The organism is Rhodococcus sp. MEB032, assembly GCF_030208925.1.
Lineage (GTDB): Bacteria > Actinomycetota > Actinomycetes > Mycobacteriales > Mycobacteriaceae > Rhodococcus_F > Rhodococcus_F qingshengii.
This window is the reverse complement of record NZ_JARVSY010000056.1, coordinates 1-16664: the sequence shown is the minus strand read 5'-3', so window position 1 is coordinate 16664 and position 16664 is coordinate 1. Positions and strand designations below refer to the sequence as shown.

Sequence of the window (16664 nt, the reverse complement as noted above, 5' to 3'; positions counted from 1 at the left end):
ATGATCCCGAACTTTTACGCCGATATTGACCTCATCGAGGAGGTCTCCAGCGGGTTCGCGCTACGTGAGACCAACAAGCGTGCGCTCGCTGTGCTGGTGGAGCGTTTAGCCGGGGACTATGACCCCCAGGTGCCGTTGGTGATGGACATGGCGACCGGGGCGGGGAAGACGTACTTGATGGCGGCGTTCATCGAGTGCCTACGTCGTCTCGGGTACGCGAACGTCCTCATCGTCACACCTGGCCTGGTTGTTCAGCACAAGACGTTGGGCAACTTCACCGCTGGACACCCCAAGTACATTGAGGGGGCGGGCCTTCCTGCCAAGGTGGTCACTCCGGATAATTACATCTCGCAGCTCCAGGGGTCGATTCACGACCAGGACCTTGGGGGAGAGATTCGCTCGAACATCTACGTATTCAACATCCAGCAGCTCATCGCCCCGGCTTCCCTCGACGGCTCCACCACCGAGGGTAAGGATGCGTCTCGTCGCGGAATCCGTAAGTACAACGAGTTCGTGGGTGTGCTCTACGACGACCTCGCAGCGATGGACGACCTGGTCGTCATAGCGGACGAGCATCACCTGTACGGCCCGAGTGCGAAGGCGTTCCACCAGGCCATTAAGGATCTGCACCCGGCGGCGACAATCGGCTTGACCGCCACAGCCGATGCACGAGACGAGGTGATCTTCCGCTACCCGCTGTACCAGGCGATCAGCGACGAGCACGTCAAGATGCCCGTCATCGCCTACCGCAGGGGCGGGTACGGCGAACTGGGGGAGCACCAGCAGCTCCGAGACGCGGTGTCCCTACTGCGAGGCAAAGAAAAGGCATTCGAGGCGTATCTCGCCGCCAACCCCGATGCCCGCAGAGTCCGCCCCTTGCTCTTCGTCGTGTGCTCAGACATCGACCATGCGAGCGAGGTCTCCGAAAAGCTCCGCACGTCGGAGTTCTTTGGCTTATCGACCTCGGTGCTCCAAGTCGATTCGGACCACATGTCCTCCCAGACTGAGCGCTTTCTGGATACTCTGGACCATCCCGACACGCCCATTCGGGCCGTGGTGAGCGTGAACAAGCTCAAAGAGGGTTGGGACGTCAAGAACATCGCCGTCATGGTCTCCCTGCGTGCGATGGAATCCGACGTCCTCACCCAGCAGACGATGGGCCGCGGTCTGCGGCTGCCATTCGGTAAGTGGGTCGATGATCCGGCGATCAACGAGCTGGACATCGTCGCTCATGAGTCTTTCCGCAAGCTGCTGGATGCTGAAAACGTGCTCCGTTCTTTCGGTCTAGCGGATGCGGTTCCCCCTGCAGACGATGCCGACCAGGTGGTCTCATACAGTCAAGGAGCGGGCGCAGATCTGGCAGACGGCGACGAAACATTCACCTCTACTGATCCGACGGCGCAGCCCGGCCCCACGTCCGTATACGGGGATGACGCAGAAGAGGTCACCGACATCTCGATCGGAGGCCGCAGTGGTATCAAGGCACGGCAGATCGGTGACGACAATCCTGGCGACATCGCCCCTCCTGCAGAGCCTGTCATTCGAGCGAAGGTCCAGGTGATGCCGAAGTTCGCCGGGCAGACGTTCGTGTTCCCGCGGTCCACGATGAAGCGTGACGAACGGCCCTTCGAGCTCGTCGACATCATGGATGAGGAGATCGAAGCCGCGGCGAAGATCATCACCAGCCAGACAGACCGCATGGAACGGTTCGCGCTGGTCGCCGATGCCGTAGAACAACGCATCTTAGCTCGCACTCGAGTCCAGGCCACGGTCGAATCCGTGCTCACGAACGCCGACGCGGTCAAGAATGAACTGTTCCACCAACTTTTCAACCGGAACGGCATCACCCAATCGCAGGCCAACGTCGGTGACGCCAATCGCCGGGTCATCCCACACCTAATGGCATCTGCGCCTGTCACGGAATGGACCGTGAAATCGATGGCCTCAGCGATCGCGTCACTCACCGAGCTGGTCCGGCAGAAGACTCAGGAGTACAACGCCCGGCTCAACGTGCAGGTGGACTTCGACCCCATCGAGTTGCCAATCGAGAACAGCTATTATCTGCCGCCGGACTCGACGGTGATAGATCAGAACACCGTCGAATCTCGTGTACAGTTCGTCGCCCGGCAGCATTACGGAGAGTGGAACGCCTCCATGTTCAGCTCGGAGTCGTTCGACTCGTATTCCGGCGAGTTCATGCTTGCTGAACTGCTCGACAAGTCTCCGGACATCATCTGGTGGAAGCGTCTCTACCGGCATGAGCAGGCGTACATCTACTACACGATCACGGACAGGTACTTTCCTGACTTCGCGGCGCTCGACACTAGTGGGAGGTTGTGGATCATCGAGGGCAAGTCCGAGAAGGGCAAGTCTGACGCCGAGGTCCAGGCCAAGAAGGCTGCGGCTGAGAGCATCATCCGACGTATGAACTCCCACCCAGAGTTCGCTGGCAAGCGCTACGGCTACCTCATCGGCTACGAGTCGACCATCGCCTCATCAGAGTCCTGGGCGGAACTGGTGGAGAAGGCCAAGCCCGCGATCACTCGGCAGTACGGATAGGAGGACTCGGTTCGGTCGAGGTACCGCGAGTTTCCGGGAATCGACGAGCCGTGTTCGCGCAGGTTGAACCCATCGAACACCGCGTTGATCACCGCCTGCTGAGACTGTTTATGACAGCTTGAGTTGAGACCACCGTGACGGCCACTTTGCGTGGGCGTGCGTCGCACACAGATCGATCAAGTGGTTTGCCTGACATAGGGGGCGGTTATCGGAGCTTGCAGCCGAGACCGCCGGCTCGTCCAACCGCCGCCCGTTCACTATGTCAAAACTGTCAGCCACCTCGTCATGGTTCCTGTCGTGATGACTCGATGGAACTGGCCGGGCATGAGTCTCTCGACCTGCAGCAACAGGCTCACTGCCGTGATGATCTCCTCGGGAGAGGCTGTCTCGATGAATTCTGGTGATTCCACGTCGAGAAGGCTCTTGCCGGGAAGCGCCGCATGGGGGTCGGCAATGCGGGACTCCGTGAACGTATCTGCGAACTCGTCCCTGATCGGGCGGGTTTCTTCCTCGGTGGCGGAGACCACAGCCAGCTCCTGCAGTCCGGGCAGGAACTTGGTCAGCTCGGCGTATGTGTTCTGGCTATCGTCGGCGGGGATATGGCCGTCGATTTCGTTGTTTCGGAGGGTGATCATCAGTTCGTCGGTTTCGATGTCCAGATGGTCGAAGAGCTTGCGCAGCATCGCCAGTTTGCTCCTGGTGGAGTTGGCAGTCCACACCGCCAGTCCTGGCACGACCATCGCCTCATCACGAGAGAGCTGATCTGGGAAACCGTCAAATGTGTGGAGACCGGCTGCCTCGTCGGCATAAGCGAAGATCTCTTCCCTGTGGTCTTCGACGATGATGCGAAGGACTTCTACAAAAGCGTCCTTCCAGCTGGTGACCGTCTTCTTGGTGCCTTGGAATTCGAACGCCGAGATCACTTGGTTGGTGAAGCTCTCCTCATCGCCCATCGGCACGGTGGGCAACGGCACGATCTGCGGCGTGAAGTTTGTCTGCGGAAGTGGCCAGTACTCCAACGCGAGAGCGGTCAGTTCCTTTGTGCGAGATTCCATTTGGCGCACATCCCATATCGGTGCAGACTTGACTCGGGCGTTGAGTCGATAGGGAGAGGCGAGGAACCCGTCGGTCCGGGTCAACTTGTCCTTGAAGGATGAATTCGAATAACTGGAGTTGTAGCCGGTGACGGTGAGATTGCCGATCCTGTTGATCCAGGTCGTGTGTATCTCCTCGTACTGCGGGCCGAGATCTTCACGCCAGGACGATGTCAAGGTCCGCGGCATGATGTGCTCGATGCTGATGGATTGGTTCTCGAGCGCACCTGCGATGTCATGAGTGTCGTTGGAGGAGTTGTTTTCCAGACATTCGAAGAGGTAACTCCGATTTTCGCTCTTGACGTTGTACAGGTCACGGGTGGCGAAAGACTCTTCGAACTCGAGATCCTCGGGAAATCTTCCGGAGGAAGCTCGGCGTCTGAGTGAGTAAGTCAGTACGTCAGAAAACGAGTCCTGGGCGCTACGTAGTCGGCGCACCTCGGTGTATGCGGTGGCGAAGATCTTGTTGAGCGCGTTGGTCGGAACGCCGCACACGAATCTACGGAAGACGTAGGAATCGAGAATTTGAACGACAGCTGCAAAGTCCGTTTGCGACACGGTTTCCGCCTCGACCTCCCCGACCAGAGGCATCATCAGAGGAAGCGTCACATCGTGCTTGATCATGTTGAAGCGGCGAAGGCGACGATCTGCGTCGGTGACGCCGGTGGAAGCGCCATTGAGCTTTCTCGCGTATTCGGCGTAGTTGCGCATCTCTGCCAGAATTTCTCGCGTATTGAACGCAGAGGTCTTCTGGAAGGCACGAAACGCCTCGTAGACCCCGTCCATGCGTGGTGTTTTGCCGGTTTTGGAGACGAGATAGAGACGGATGAACCAGTCTGTCCGATATTCGACGGATTTCTCGATCCGGTTCCAGTAATTCTCGTACAGATCCTCCTGGACATGGCTTTTCAGCCCCATGAGGACGACATTGCGGATCTTGTCGGCTTCGCTGAGCTCGAGCCCCGTCGAGTTGATGCTTTCGAATATCCGTTGCGGATCGTCCTGCGGTTCCAGATCGAGCAGCATGACCTGTAATCGGCAGATAGCGTCCCAGATTTCGTCGCCGTCCAGCTCGTCTCGCGCGATCCGGTCGAGAAAATAGCGGTAGTTGGCCGTGATGGTCGAGGATTCGATAGGTGTGTCCTCGTGCAGCAGCCGAATGTACGCATCGTTGTCGTTCTTGACCGGTTTGAGCTTGAACTTGATCTCGTCATTCTCGTCCTTGAGGACCAGATAGCTCTTTCGGATCTTCGATGCCAGCTGCGCGTCTTTGGACGTGACGACACCATTTTCCAAGGACCGCACCAGCGCCAGCATGAGGAGGCTGGTGGTCGTCAGACGCTGTTGTCCGTCGATGACGACGTAGGTGAAGGCAGTCTCGGAGTTGCCGACGATGGCACCGAAGAAGTGCGTAGGCCGATCTTCGCGGATGATTCCGATGAGATCGTCGTACAACCTGGCGCAATGTTTTGTGCCCCAGTCGTAGTTGCGCTGGTAAACAGGGATGACCAGCCGCTTGCTGCTGCCGTCGAAAACCTTGTAGATATTGGTGATATTGCCGATCACTGTCCAGCACTTCCATTCACTGACTCGGTCATCATTGGTTGAATGCAGGCTATAACGTCGTTGAGGTAACCGACGCAATCAGCCAGTCGAATGCCGGAGGCGGGTGCATCCGGAAAGATGGGCTGCGATGGAGCTCTTGGGAGCTTCACAGTTCTGGTGGCAAATCCGCAAAATTTGTCGAGAATCGATCGGTATTCGACGCTTCTGTGAAGCATGTATATCCCCAGTTCGTACTGAGGGAGCGGTGTCGAGAACTGGTGTCGACAATCTATGTCGAATAACCCACAGACCTTGTCTTTTCGACAGAGAAGTTTTTTTCAGGCTGCCCACCAGACGATGACGAGGGCGAAGAGGATGCAGCCGAGGATAACGGCAATTTCTGACCTCGCTCCGAGGAATTTTCGGACGCGCTTTCGTCGGTCGATGCGAGGCGGTGGTGCCGTCATGGTGTGGGGGAGGGCTGAATCGTGGCTTCGAGTCGGGTGAGGCGTTCTTCGAGGGCGCCGGTGATGGCGAGCAGCCCGAGCAGGGTGGGCTCGGTGATGTCGCTGCCGTGTTGAGCGTGTTTGAGCAGGGTGGTGCGCAGGAGTGAGCACATGGGGGCGTCGTCGCTGATGGGGAGTTGTTCGAGTTTGGCGGTCAGACGCTCGTCAGGGGAGGTCATGCGTCGCTCCTGCACGTGTGGCTCATGCAGGCAGTCCGAAGGGGTGACTGCCTGTGCGGTGGTATCGGGTGGTGCGCTGGAACCGAGGCGGAAAGCAGCGCACCAAATGGTGATGTTACTGCGTCATTGCTGACCGGTCGGTACGCGGGAGATAAGTGAAGGCGACTCATGGGTGCGATGAACTAACTCGGTACCGGTTCACCTGCAGGCGGCGAGGCACTCCCCTCGATAGTTCAATGCTCAAGTAGCTGTAACTGTGCGAAGACTGGTAACCGAGGTGGGTGGCACGTAAATTTTCGGGGGCGGCATCACCCGGTCCCCAACGGGCATGGCGAACGCTCCGCCGGTAGCCACCCCTGGTCTATCGGCGGGCGAGCAGTCCCGCAGGTTTCAGCGCATCGACTATGTTTCGCTGCACCGGCGGTCAGCGCGGGTTGGGGGTGCGCCACAGTCGCGGGGTGTCGCCGTCTTCGGTGTTGGCGAGGGCCCGGATTCCGTCGGCGTCCTGGGCGAGGATGTCCGCGAAGTGCTGTCTGTGGGTGTCGTCGAGGCCGTCGGGCAGGTTCGCACCGTCGGTGACGGATGTCGCGGCGCCGTCGAGATAGCGCGCGATGCGCAAGAGCAGAGGACGCGGGGTCGGGACGAAGAAAGCATTGGCGTCGGCGGTGATCATACCGAGAGTCGACAGTAGCGACAGGCCTGCGAGGGCTTCTTTGTCGTCGAGGTTGACGTGCGCGACTTTCAAGGCTTCGGCCAGCGCCGCGGTGGTCAGACCGACGGCAGCGACGGGCATGGAGATGCTGCGTTCGAATTCGATCAGGTCGGCGCCGGGGGCTTCGTCGTAGAGTGACACCGCGAGGGACTGTGCGAACGCGAGGAGGCGTTCGTCGGTGAAGTCACGCTGTGCGGTCTGGCGGGTGACTCTCATCAGGGTCGCGTATTCGGTGAGTTTGTCGTCGAGGATTTTCCGGGCTTCGGTGTCGGTGATCGTGAGCCCGAGATCGAGGAGTGCGGCCCGAAGTTCGGTGGATCGGGTGTGGAGCCAGGTGGGCCGGGGACTCATCGCTGCTCCTGTGAGGGTGTGGCTTTAATTGTTCTGGTGAGTTTAGATCGGCCGAGCTGTGGGAGGGACGTGACCGTGGTAAGTCGCAGGCAGTGGTAGATCAGTGGAACTGTGTGCGCTACATTCGTTTTCCGCGTCGTCTCTAGTTCCGAGACGGTGACGGATGGGGTTCTCCGGGAGGTCGTCACACACGTCCGGTGGGCCGATCCCTGATCGTGCGCCCGACTCTCCCAGGTCGGGTGTACTCGGCCCGCCTGGCTGGTACTGACGACCGTCCGGGCGGGTCACCACGGAGCGGGAGTTGGCGAACGGTCATCGACGTCAGCGGCGAATTCTGGTGCATGCGGACTTCGCGCCACAGAGAAAGCCAATACACCGAGTGCGACGGTACTGTGAAGGCCTCTGGCTTGTTCGGGAGTAGGAGAGAAAAATGTGTGCTGCCGCCAAAGTTGCCTCGTCGGTGATGCAAGTAGCCAACCTGGATCGGTCGGTGAGCTACTACTGCGACGTATTTTCCTGCCGTGTCGCCTTGCGTGAACGCGAGGCGGCGCTCCTTCTGACGCCGGATGATTTCCAGATCTACATGTATGTCCAACAGGGCGCATCGCGGCGCAACATGAGCAACATCGGCGTCCACTACGTCATGTGGTCCGCTGATACCGAAGAAGAATTGGCGCGGATCAGTGAACGACTACGCGCATACGATGCCTCTACCTTCACCCAGGTAGTCGGTGGAGTGACTTTCGTCGATGGCTGCGACCCTGACGGTATACGTGTCATCGTCGCCTACCCGGGCCCAGAGAAACTACCCCGAGAGCTGATCGCACAACGATTCCACGGATGACGTGCTCAACGCACCGCAGGTAGCGGTGCGTTGGACACGTCAGTCCTCGCTGCTCACACGGTCACCGATCCACTCCAGGAGGTCGGGATCGGATGAGGTCAGACGCTCAACTTCCTCGCCCCCGTCGCAGCGCCGTAGTGAGACCGTGATCGATGTGGAGGTGCGCCGTAGAACACGCCACGTCGCTCCCGAATCCGACCACCGCGAAAGAGTTTCCACCGGTGGGTCTTCCGTCATGTCGGCTCCGCTCAGGTATTGGCCCAGCTGTCCGGTCCGAAGACCTCGTAGTGGATATTCTGCGGCGGGACGTCCCGTTCGAGCAACGATGCGCGCATCGCCAACATGAACGGCATCGGCCCGCAGAGGAAGGCTTGGGTATCGGGCTCCACTGCAATGTCTTGCAAATCCGCCCGTCCTTCGTGAACAGATCCGAACGCCACGTGCGTGCCGAGATCCTCGTACCAACGGTGCAGGGTTGCGGCGGGAATCTTCTCGACGAGTGTGCTGAGTTCTGCGCGGTGCGCATGATCCGCAATCGATCGGTCAGCATGAATGACTGAGACCGAACGCTCGGCGCCGGTGTCCACGAGATGATTGAGCATGCCGATCATCGGTGTGCAACCGATTCCGGCCGACGCGAGGAGCAATGGTGAGTCGTCGTCAGGCATCATCAGATCGCCGAACGGTGTGGTGACCGACAGCTCGGAACCTTCGAACGCGTTGTTGTAGAGGAAGTTCGACACCTCGCCGTCGGGAGTTCCCGAGATTCGCTTCACACTGATCCGCCAGCCCGCGCTGCTCGGCACGGAACAGAGGCTGTATTGACGTATCTGGCGAGCGCCGTCTGGAAGCACCACGCCGACCGAAAGGTACTGTCCGGGAGCGAAGGTGGGGAGAACGCTGCCGTCGAGTGAGGCGAGTGTCAGTGACACGGTATCGGCGGACTGCAATACCCGTTCGGTGATTCGAACCGTCCGCCAGACGTCACCGGTATCGACGCCGGCGAGCTGGTAGAGGCCTCGCTCCATCGTGATGAGGGTTTCGGCCATCAGCCAGTAGACCTCGTCCCATGCTGCCGCGACGTCGGGAGTGACTGCATCGCCGAGTATTTCGACGATTGCGGCGAAGAGGTGTTCGTGCACGATTGCGTACTGGTCAGGGGTGATGCCCAACGACGCGTGCTTGTGAGCGATACGAGAAAGGATGAGATCAACCTTGGCGCTGTCGGGTTCGAGCTGAAGCGTTGCGAATGCCGCGATAGCGCCCGCGAGTGCCTTCTGCTGTTCACCCTGTTTCTGGTTGCCGCGATTGAACAGATCACGTTCGAGTTCGGGGTGTGCGTCGAACATCGTGCGGTAGAACAGGGTTGTGATATCGCCGATGGCGGCGCCGACCACGGGAAGGGTGGCGCGAATGACCTCGGTTGACTGTGGGGAAAGCATGAGCTGCTCCGTTCGGTCGAAATTGACGTTGATCAGCTTGCTTCGTCGCTCCGAGTGGTGAGGCGAAGCAGAACAGTTTTGGACGGCTGCCGGATGACGTCTTCGATCGTGACCGCGTCGAGCGAGACGAAAAACGCTTCCTGCGCTTCTCGCAAAGCGCTCCGAAGGAGGCAGCCGCCGCGCAGTGGGCACGGTTTGTCGCCTTCGCAGTCGACGACTTCACCCGACCCTTCGAGGCGTCTGGCCAGCCAGCCGATGGTGGCGGTGCGGCCGAGTTCGGTGATGGAAAGCCCACCGCCGCGACCACGCCTGGTTGTGACGATGCCCAACTCGCCGAGCCGCGTAACCACCTTGGTGGCATGGGAGTACGACACGTTGAGCTGCTGCGCAATTACCCGGGTACTGGGGGAGGCATCGGCGTCGAGTACGGCCAACCGCATGACGACGCGCAATCCCAGATCGGTGAACTGCGTCAGCTGCATGACCCGAACCTACATAATTCGCATCTGAGATGACTATTTATGTGAGGGGGATCTCAAACGAAGGCCCAACGCACCACGTCGACATGGTCGAGAACGCTGTGAAGCGGCACCGACCGTGCATAATTGGTTCGTTGCCGAAAGGTCGAGTCGAGCACATCGTCCCGTAGTGCACTCTCAGAGGGCGGAGGTAAAACCGTACCGTCGACGCATTTCCTTGAGGTTGGCGACGTCGTTTGTGCTGAAACTCGTTGCAGTTGACCATTGCACCGCTTGCTCGTAGTCCTCTCGCCACTGGTCGATCTCACGGGCGGTGAGGCGAGTGACGGTCGGTTTCTGTCCCCCGGCTACGGGTTCGAATTGTGCTAGAAACACGGCGAGCAATGCGGCTTCGCGCCGACATCTGCTCGTCATGGCGCCACCGTCTTAACGCTGATTGCGGCCGTACGGAACGGTGCTGCAATGATCCCGCAAGCATCGATCGGATCTCCGTGAGACAGCTCGATGCGTCGAACGCAACGACGAACAAATAATGTACAGGGACTTTCGTTCCGGAAAAGCGCTGTGCTACATAGTTTCATTGCAGGTGGAGCTCCATTCGGCCCCGACCTCATGAAGAACGAACAACTTTCAAGTAACTTACCGTAACAGTACAATCCGGATTTTCGCTAACCTCAAGCTATCGACGGTTCGCTCACCGTACATCGCACCCAAACGGCAACTGTCGACGGTGTAACGGGTATGGGGGACTCGATCTGGAATCGGTCTGCCGCCGAAGACCGTCGTACACTTTTGCGTCGAGCGACTTATCCACAGTCGAGCTCGAGATCGCACGTGTAGGCATCGGCCCCATGTTGCACGGTTCGGTCCGTCGCGCGCTGTCCACAAGGGATCGGCAGGCACAGGCTTTTAGATATGAAACCACTCCCGACCAGGAGCGCTGTGCCGGGTCCAGTACAGCCGAGGGTGGTCGGTGAGAATCTGTATGCCCGACCGGATGATGAAGACCATCAGAAACAGATTAAGAAATTGCTGCGCACCCAACCATGTGGGAAGGGCAGACGTTTCCCCTGGGCTGACCTCGCGACTCCGCGGTGCTGTTCGACGAACACCTGCACCGACGACAACCCACGTAAGTGCTGTGCCGCAGCCACCGCCGCGATCAGGACGGCGAATCCGATCAGGAGCAGCCAGGGCAGGTTGAACCACTTTGCTGTGGCCGATGCGCATACGAGGTGCGATGCCGGCGGCATACGGCACCGAACCTGCCCACGTGACAGGGTTGACGACGTCTGCGACCGGGGCACAATTGTGTGCGGAATCTTTATGCCACAGTAGTTTCCGCGTGCCATGGGTCCGCTCTCGGTAGTGCAGGCGGATCGGTGGAGTCGACCATCGGTCACATCCAAACGCTGTAAGCGACACCGGCGAGAGGTCGGTGCGCAAAAAATGTTCGATGACCTGACCCTGCTCACCACTATTAGCCGCAAAGTCCGCTTACATGATTTTTTGACTACCGGGACGTATCTCGGAGCGTATATGCGGACACGTCGGGAACAAGCCATTCCCCGCCGACTTCCTCGATCGGGAGAACATCGAGGACGATGTCCGGATCCAACGGTATTGCTCCCAAGATCCGGTGAACCCGCGTGTCTGCACCAGGAGGTGATGGGTTGCGCTCGTCCCACCTGATCGAGACCCCCGCTGCAAGGAGAGCATCCTGATCGACAACCACCACTACCAGTGGAAGTCGAAGGTCCCCGTACACTGTCGCGAGAACATGCTCGAGATCCCCTGCAGTGGCAGCGTGGACGAAGCCAACCTGATCGAGAGTCTTTGCGCGGGTTGATCCTTCATATTCTCCGAATCGTTGAGCGCCCTCCCAGTCATCAGCAAGGGCTACGTGAAAAATGCATTCGTTCATCGGAAACCTTTCATCGAAATGGTCCGGGTATCAGTGAAGACATGCGGACAACAACGCGAACAGGGAAATGATCACGCTGATCAACAACACAACCTTCACCAACTCGAAAGCGATGTACACCAGATGTATCTTCGAACGCGGTAGGTCTTCTCCGGCGAGGATTCGGTCGGAGCGTTTACCCAGGAGTGGCCGGATCGCCGCAACCTGAACAATGAGCACCATCGCGGCCAGCACGAAGAACGTCAACGCGGGTGTGTCAGGTTTCGCGACGATGCAGGATGCCGCCAGTACCAGTGTCAGAACCAACTCCACGGCGTTCAGTGCGGTGAAGACCTTTCGGCCGATCCCGAGCCCGATGGCCAGGCTCACTCCTGGAGCGCGAAACTTGATCGGTGCTTCCAGGAAGGAAATCGCAGCGACCATCCCGAGCCAAAAGACCGGCAAGATTAATTGCGCGTAGCGTGCCGCTTCGGTCATAGGTCATCGGCCTCACTGGACGGGATCGAGTTCGGTCCTTCCACTGCGGCTGTGGAAATCTTCCTTCTAGCTGCATGTTCTTCGGTCCTCATCCGTTCGACCATGTGCGGGTAATGCAGTTCGAACGCGGGACGCTCGGAGCGGATCCGAGGCAGTTCGGTGAAGTTGTGCCGCGGCGGCGGACAGCTCGTTGCCCATTCGAGCGAATTTCCGTAGCCCCACGGATCGTCGACCGTCACGACCTCTCCGTAGCGGTACGAGGTGAACACGTTCCACACGAACGGCAGCAGTGACGCTCCGAGAACAAACGAACCGATCGTCGAGATCGAGTTAAGCGTGGTGAATCCGTCCGAGGGTAAGTAGTCGGCATATCGCCGCGGCATGCCTTCGGCGCCGAGCCAATGTTGAACCAGAAAGGTCGTATGGAAACCGACGAAAGTCGTCCAGAAATGCCACCTACCGAGTCGTTCGTTCATGAATCGTCCGGTGATCTTCGGGAACCAGAAATAGATCCCGGCGTATGTGGCGAAGACGATGGTCCCGAAGAGAACGTAGTGGAAGTGCGCGACGAGGAAATACGAATCGGTGACGTGGAAGTCGAGGGGCGGGCTCGCCAGTATCACCCCCGACAGACCGCCGAAGAGGAAAGTGATCAGAAAGCCGATCGAGAACAGCATCGGCGACTCGAAGGTCAGTTGTCCTTTCCACATCGTTCCGATCCAGTTGAAGAATTTGACCCCGGTGGGTATGGCAATGAGAAAACTCATCATCGAAAAGAACGGCAGCAGAACGGCTCCCGTGGCAAACATGTGATGTGCCCACACTGCCGCCGACAGCGCAGAGATGGCGATCGTCGCGTAGACGAGTCCGGCGTAGCCGAAGATCGGCTTGCGGGAGAAGACGGGAAATATCTCCGAGACGATACCGAAGAACGGTATGGCCACGATGTACACCTCGGGATGTCCGAAGAACCAGAACAGATGTTGCCACAGGATCGCACCACCTGTGGCGGGATCGAAGAGGTGTCCACCGAGGTGTCGGTCCACGAGCAGTCCCATCAGCGCTGCGGTGAGTATGGGAAAAGCCAACAACACCAGGATCATGGTGATGAAGACATTCCACGTGAAGATGGGCATCCGAAACATCGTCATCCCGGGCGCACGCAGACAGATCACGGTGGTGATCATGTTGACCCCGCCCAAGATGGTCCCGACGCCGGCCAGTGCGAGTCCCATGATCCACAGATCTCCGCCGACACCCGGTGAATGCAGTGCACTGGTCAGCGGGGTATATCCCGTCCACCCGAAGTCCGCGGCCCCGCCCGGGGTGAGGAATCCGGATACGGTGATGAGCGCACCGAACAGGTACAGCCAGTAGCTGAGCGCGTTCAGTCGCGGGAACGCGACATCCGGTGCACCGATCTGCAGGGGAAGTATGTAGTTCGCGAAACCGAACACGATCGGAGTCGCATACAGCAGCAACATGATCGTGCCATGCATGGTGAAGAGCTGGTTGTACTGCTCGTTCGAGAGGAACTGAAGACCGGGCACGGCGAGTTCGGTCCGGATCAACAAGGCCATCAATCCGCCCAACATGAAGAAGGCGAACGAGGTGACCAGATACATCACGCCCAGCTTTTTGGGATCGGTCGTGGTGGCAGCGGAATAGAAGAACGATCCCTTAAACCCCCGGCGTTTCGGGTAGGGCCGCGAAGGCAGGAGTTCTGTCACAACGGGAGTCATTGCCGTTCTTCCCGCGCGGGGGATGGCGGTCCGATATTCGGATGATTCGAGTGCGGATAACCGCCTACCAGCTCCGTATCGACGCCTACGCGACCGAGATTCATGGATCCCCCCGGTGATCCCACTATCTCGGCCGCTCCGGGTAGCAGTCGATGGAAGAAGTGGGCGTTGTCGTCGATGAACTCTTCCCAGCGGGCGGGGACGTCGGATTCGTACGAGATGGCCTCGACCGGGCAGACCGGTTCGCACGCACCGCAGTCGATGCATTCGTCGGGGTGGATGTAGAGCGACCGTGCCCCTTCGTAGATGCAGTCGACCGGACATTCCTCGACGCATCCTCGGTCCATCACGTCGATACATGGTGCAGCGATCACGTACGTCATGAGTGGCCTCCAGGACACTGCCTATTTTCGAGGACATCTTTCCTCTAAAGTCTTACAGTATGGCGATACGAAAGGGAACAGGGTCGGCACGCGCCGGTACTCATGCGGTACTGGCGTCACGGCGGCGTGTCCAACTGCTGGACGCCCTGCGGGCCGGCGCGGAATCGATGACCGCCGCCGAACTGGCGGATTTGTGCGATCTGCATGTGACCACGGTTCGGTTCCACCTGAACGCGTTGATCGAGGTCGGTCTGATCGCGAAGGAGACCGAACACAACGTCACCCGTGGGCGTCCACGTCAGCTCTACCGGGCACAGAATGCACTCGGCTCGGGAGTCGGTGCTACCTCCGGATACGAAAAGTTGGCTCACGTTCTGGCGGCCCACTTCGCACGCCAGAGCGACGGCACCCCGGAGAACCTCGCCGAGGCTGCGGGCAGACAGTGGGCACTCGATGAACTCGGCGCAACCTCCGGAGCCGACCGGCCGACAGAAGAAGCGGCGCTCGTCGTCACCACCTTGTTCGCGGAGATGGGGTTCGATCCGGAACTCGAAACCTCGAATACCGAAACCCGTATCCGATTGCACGCCTGTCCGTTCGAGAGCGTCGCCCGACAAAGTCCCGGCGTTGTCTGCTCCTTGCACCTGGGCTTGATACGCGGGGTCCTGACGCGACTCGGCGCACGTCAGATCGAGAGCTCGCTCACCCCCTGGGATACCCCGCGTACGTGCCTCGCGCAACTGGAGCGGCAATGACACACAGGACCGTGTATATCGACGTTGCTGTCGCGCAGTCGCATTCCCTTCCCCGCCCGTTGTGGGACCGCTGATGTGCACGCACGATCGAACGTATTCGCCGTTTCGGCGGACCGCACCGAGACATGAACAGCTGGAAACTTCCTCACGGCAAGGGATTACATCCCATGAGCATCTATCGCATCATCTGGTGGGTCGCCGCAGCGATCCTTACCGCTTCAGGAGGGATCGTCGCAGCCGCCACCGTCCCTACCGACATTCTGGTATCGGCGGTGATTGCCGCAGTATTGATCGGAGGGGGTTCACCCTGGTTGCGACCGATCACGCTTCGCACTACTCCACCGCCCCGAACTCTCCTGACGATTGCGCTACGAGACGGCGCTACGTGGGCGGCAGTCGTGATCACTGTCATCGGATTGATCGCGCTCTCCGGCGCTGCTGCCTTACCGTTGATACTGCTGATGACCCTCACCTCGGCTCCGATGTGTCGCTACATCGGCGGCAGAGTCGAGTTCACACAGGCACTACCATGCTCGCCGAAAAGTCCCCTGATACGCACCAGCACCGTCGATGTGCCGCTTCTTCCGCTGCCGGACTGCAGCCAACTCTCGGACGAAGCCCTGTGCCGATGTTGGCGCATGAGCTGGCCCGCTCTGCAGAACGGCCCCTCGCCATCGCCGTCGACGACGGACGCGCTGCACCTCGCGCGTACCCGCGAGCGTTACCTCGACGAAATCGAACGTCGCGATCCTCGAGGATTCGCCCGATGGCTCAGCAGCGGTGCTCGTGCCGGTAGTGACCCCGCGAAGTTCCTCACCACACGAGATCATCCCCAGCCCCCGACACCGCAACCCTGATGGAAAGCCCTGCACGATACCGAAACCGCCAACTGATCCCGCGCGGACATCGATCACGGCTGAATCAGTGCCGCACAAACACATATATGGACCCACAGTAGAAACCCACTCCGGAACCTCGTAGCCGCCGAGTCGAGAACGACGTGAACCCCCTCGCAGGCACCGGACAAATGCACAGAAAGCGAACATCGTGGAAAAGATGTCTTTGACAGCGCTAGCGCGCCAACTCGCCGACAAGGCGGAAAACTCGAAGAGCGGCCGGAGCGCTCGTACCGTGTACGGCGGCCATGAGCACGTCCTGCGTCAAACCGTCATCGCGCTGGCTGCGGGACAAAGGCTCGACGAGCACGAGAACCCCGGGGAAGCGACCGTCTACGTGCTCACCGGTCGGGTACGCCTGTGTGCAGCCGAAAACGCGTGGGAGGGATCGTCCGGCGATCTGTTGATCGTCCCGAATGCTCGGCATTCTCTCGAAGCGTTGGAGTCCTCGAGCGTACTGCTGACCGTCGCCAAAACAATCTGACAGTATCGACGGCCTTCTGCGGCCATTGATTCGACCGTTATTCCTTCTGTTTCGTTGTCGATCACGATCGAGTTGCCGAACTGTGCCCTGCTCTTTCTCTGGGTGCTGGTCTGCGGCGCTGTCTCGTGTCGATGACAACCGACCTGTGAGGTAAGTGCATTGAACCGATTCGAGTCCAACGAGTCGATCGCCCCTGTGTCCTCGGAGTCCATGGCCGGCGGCATGTCCGGCCCGTTGAACTCTGCCCTGCTTGATGCGCTGAAACAGCGCGTTGTCATCGGCGACGGAGCGA

The 16664-nt window shown here is 59.5% G+C and carries 16 protein-coding genes; 5 read left to right on the top strand and 11 right to left on the bottom strand.

What is annotated here, in order from left to right; genetic code table 11:
* On the top strand, nucleotides 1-2559 hold the full coding sequence (locus QRN54_RS32985) for a DEAD/DEAH box helicase family protein (protein WP_193595843.1): 2559 nt from the start codon (nucleotides 1-3) through the stop codon (nucleotides 2557-2559).
* Between the two features lie 257 nt (nucleotides 2560-2816).
* Here the strand turns inward: QRN54_RS32985 and QRN54_RS32980 are convergent, their stop codons facing one another.
* The 3 genes from QRN54_RS32980 to QRN54_RS32970 all read right to left on the bottom strand — a co-directional run bounded on the left by QRN54_RS32980 (nucleotide 2817) and on the right by QRN54_RS32970 (nucleotide 6946).
* Complete coding sequence (locus QRN54_RS32980; RefSeq protein WP_257207366.1) at nucleotides 2817-5297, bottom strand: DUF262 domain-containing protein; 2481 nt, start codon at nucleotides 5295-5297, stop codon at nucleotides 2817-2819.
* 364 nt (nucleotides 5298-5661) lie between these two features.
* Nucleotides 5662-5883 (bottom strand): hypothetical protein, encoded by a 222-nt coding sequence (locus QRN54_RS32975; RefSeq protein WP_024488097.1) that lies wholly within the window; start codon nucleotides 5881-5883, stop codon nucleotides 5662-5664.
* 424 nt (nucleotides 5884-6307) lie between these two features.
* A complete protein-coding gene (locus QRN54_RS32970; RefSeq protein WP_099698994.1) occupies nucleotides 6308-6946 on the bottom strand; it encodes a hypothetical protein in 639 nt (212 codons plus the stop codon).
* 430 nt (nucleotides 6947-7376) lie between these two features.
* On the opposite strand from QRN54_RS32970, the gene QRN54_RS32965 reads away from it, so the two are divergent.
* Nucleotides 7377-7790 carry a VOC family protein gene (locus tag QRN54_RS32965; protein WP_024488095.1) on the top strand — a complete coding sequence of 138 codons (414 nt, stop codon included), beginning with the start codon at nucleotides 7377-7379 and terminating at the stop codon, nucleotides 7788-7790.
* 39 nt (nucleotides 7791-7829) lie between these two features.
* Here QRN54_RS32965 and QRN54_RS32960 read toward each other — a convergent pair whose 3' ends face one another.
* From QRN54_RS32960 to fdxA, 8 genes are all read right to left on the bottom strand, one after another.
* Nucleotides 7830-8027 (bottom strand): hypothetical protein, encoded by a 198-nt coding sequence (locus QRN54_RS32960; RefSeq protein ID WP_024488094.1) that lies wholly within the window; start codon nucleotides 8025-8027, stop codon nucleotides 7830-7832.
* Nucleotides 8028-8038: 11 nt separating this feature from the next.
* Nucleotides 8039-9232: a globin domain-containing protein gene (locus QRN54_RS32955; RefSeq protein ID WP_024488093.1), complete on the bottom strand. Its 1194-nt coding sequence runs from the start codon at nucleotides 9230-9232 to the stop codon at nucleotides 8039-8041.
* 32 nt (nucleotides 9233-9264) lie between these two features.
* Nucleotides 9265-9714, bottom strand: a complete 450-nt coding sequence (locus tag QRN54_RS32950) for an RrF2 family transcriptional regulator (RefSeq protein ID WP_060939846.1) — start codon at nucleotides 9712-9714, stop codon at nucleotides 9265-9267.
* Nucleotides 9715-9888: 174 nt separating this feature from the next.
* On the bottom strand, nucleotides 9889-10125 hold the full coding sequence (locus tag QRN54_RS32945; RefSeq protein ID WP_024488063.1) for a hypothetical protein: 237 nt from the start codon (nucleotides 10123-10125) through the stop codon (nucleotides 9889-9891).
* Between the two features lie 1099 nt (nucleotides 10126-11224).
* A complete protein-coding gene (locus QRN54_RS32940) occupies nucleotides 11225-11635 on the bottom strand; it encodes a DUF952 domain-containing protein (protein WP_024488064.1) in 411 nt (136 codons plus the stop codon).
* Between the two features lie 30 nt (nucleotides 11636-11665).
* On the bottom strand, nucleotides 11666-12112 hold the full coding sequence (locus QRN54_RS32935) for a hypothetical protein (protein ID WP_024488065.1): 447 nt from the start codon (nucleotides 12110-12112) through the stop codon (nucleotides 11666-11668).
* Entirely contained in the window at nucleotides 12109-13854 is a 1746-nt protein-coding gene (gene ctaD, locus QRN54_RS32930; protein ID WP_193595844.1) for an aa3-type cytochrome oxidase subunit I, read from the bottom strand. Before ctaD ends, QRN54_RS32935 begins: the two co-directional genes overlap by 4 nt.
* Nucleotides 13851-14237: a ferredoxin gene (gene fdxA, locus QRN54_RS32925; RefSeq protein WP_030537914.1), complete on the bottom strand. Its 387-nt coding sequence runs from the start codon at nucleotides 14235-14237 to the stop codon at nucleotides 13851-13853. Before fdxA ends, ctaD begins: the two co-directional genes overlap by 4 nt.
* 59 nt (nucleotides 14238-14296) lie before the next feature.
* Here fdxA and QRN54_RS32920 point away from each other — a divergent pair, with 59 nt between their 5' ends.
* The 3 genes from QRN54_RS32920 to QRN54_RS32910 all read left to right on the top strand — a co-directional run bounded on the left by QRN54_RS32920 (nucleotide 14297) and on the right by QRN54_RS32910 (nucleotide 16372).
* On the top strand, nucleotides 14297-14992 hold the full coding sequence (locus tag QRN54_RS32920) for a helix-turn-helix transcriptional regulator (protein ID WP_024488067.1): 696 nt from the start codon (nucleotides 14297-14299) through the stop codon (nucleotides 14990-14992).
* A 167-nt stretch (nucleotides 14993-15159) separates the two neighbouring features.
* Nucleotides 15160-15849 carry a hypothetical protein gene (locus tag QRN54_RS32915; RefSeq protein WP_024488068.1) on the top strand — a complete coding sequence of 230 codons (690 nt, stop codon included), beginning with the start codon at nucleotides 15160-15162 and terminating at the stop codon, nucleotides 15847-15849.
* Between the two features lie 190 nt (nucleotides 15850-16039).
* The gene (locus tag QRN54_RS32910) at nucleotides 16040-16372 is read left to right on the top strand and encodes a cupin domain-containing protein (protein WP_007732991.1); all 333 of its coding nucleotides are present in this window, start codon (nucleotides 16040-16042) and stop codon (nucleotides 16370-16372) included.
* Nucleotides 16373-16664: the final 292 nt, after the last annotated feature.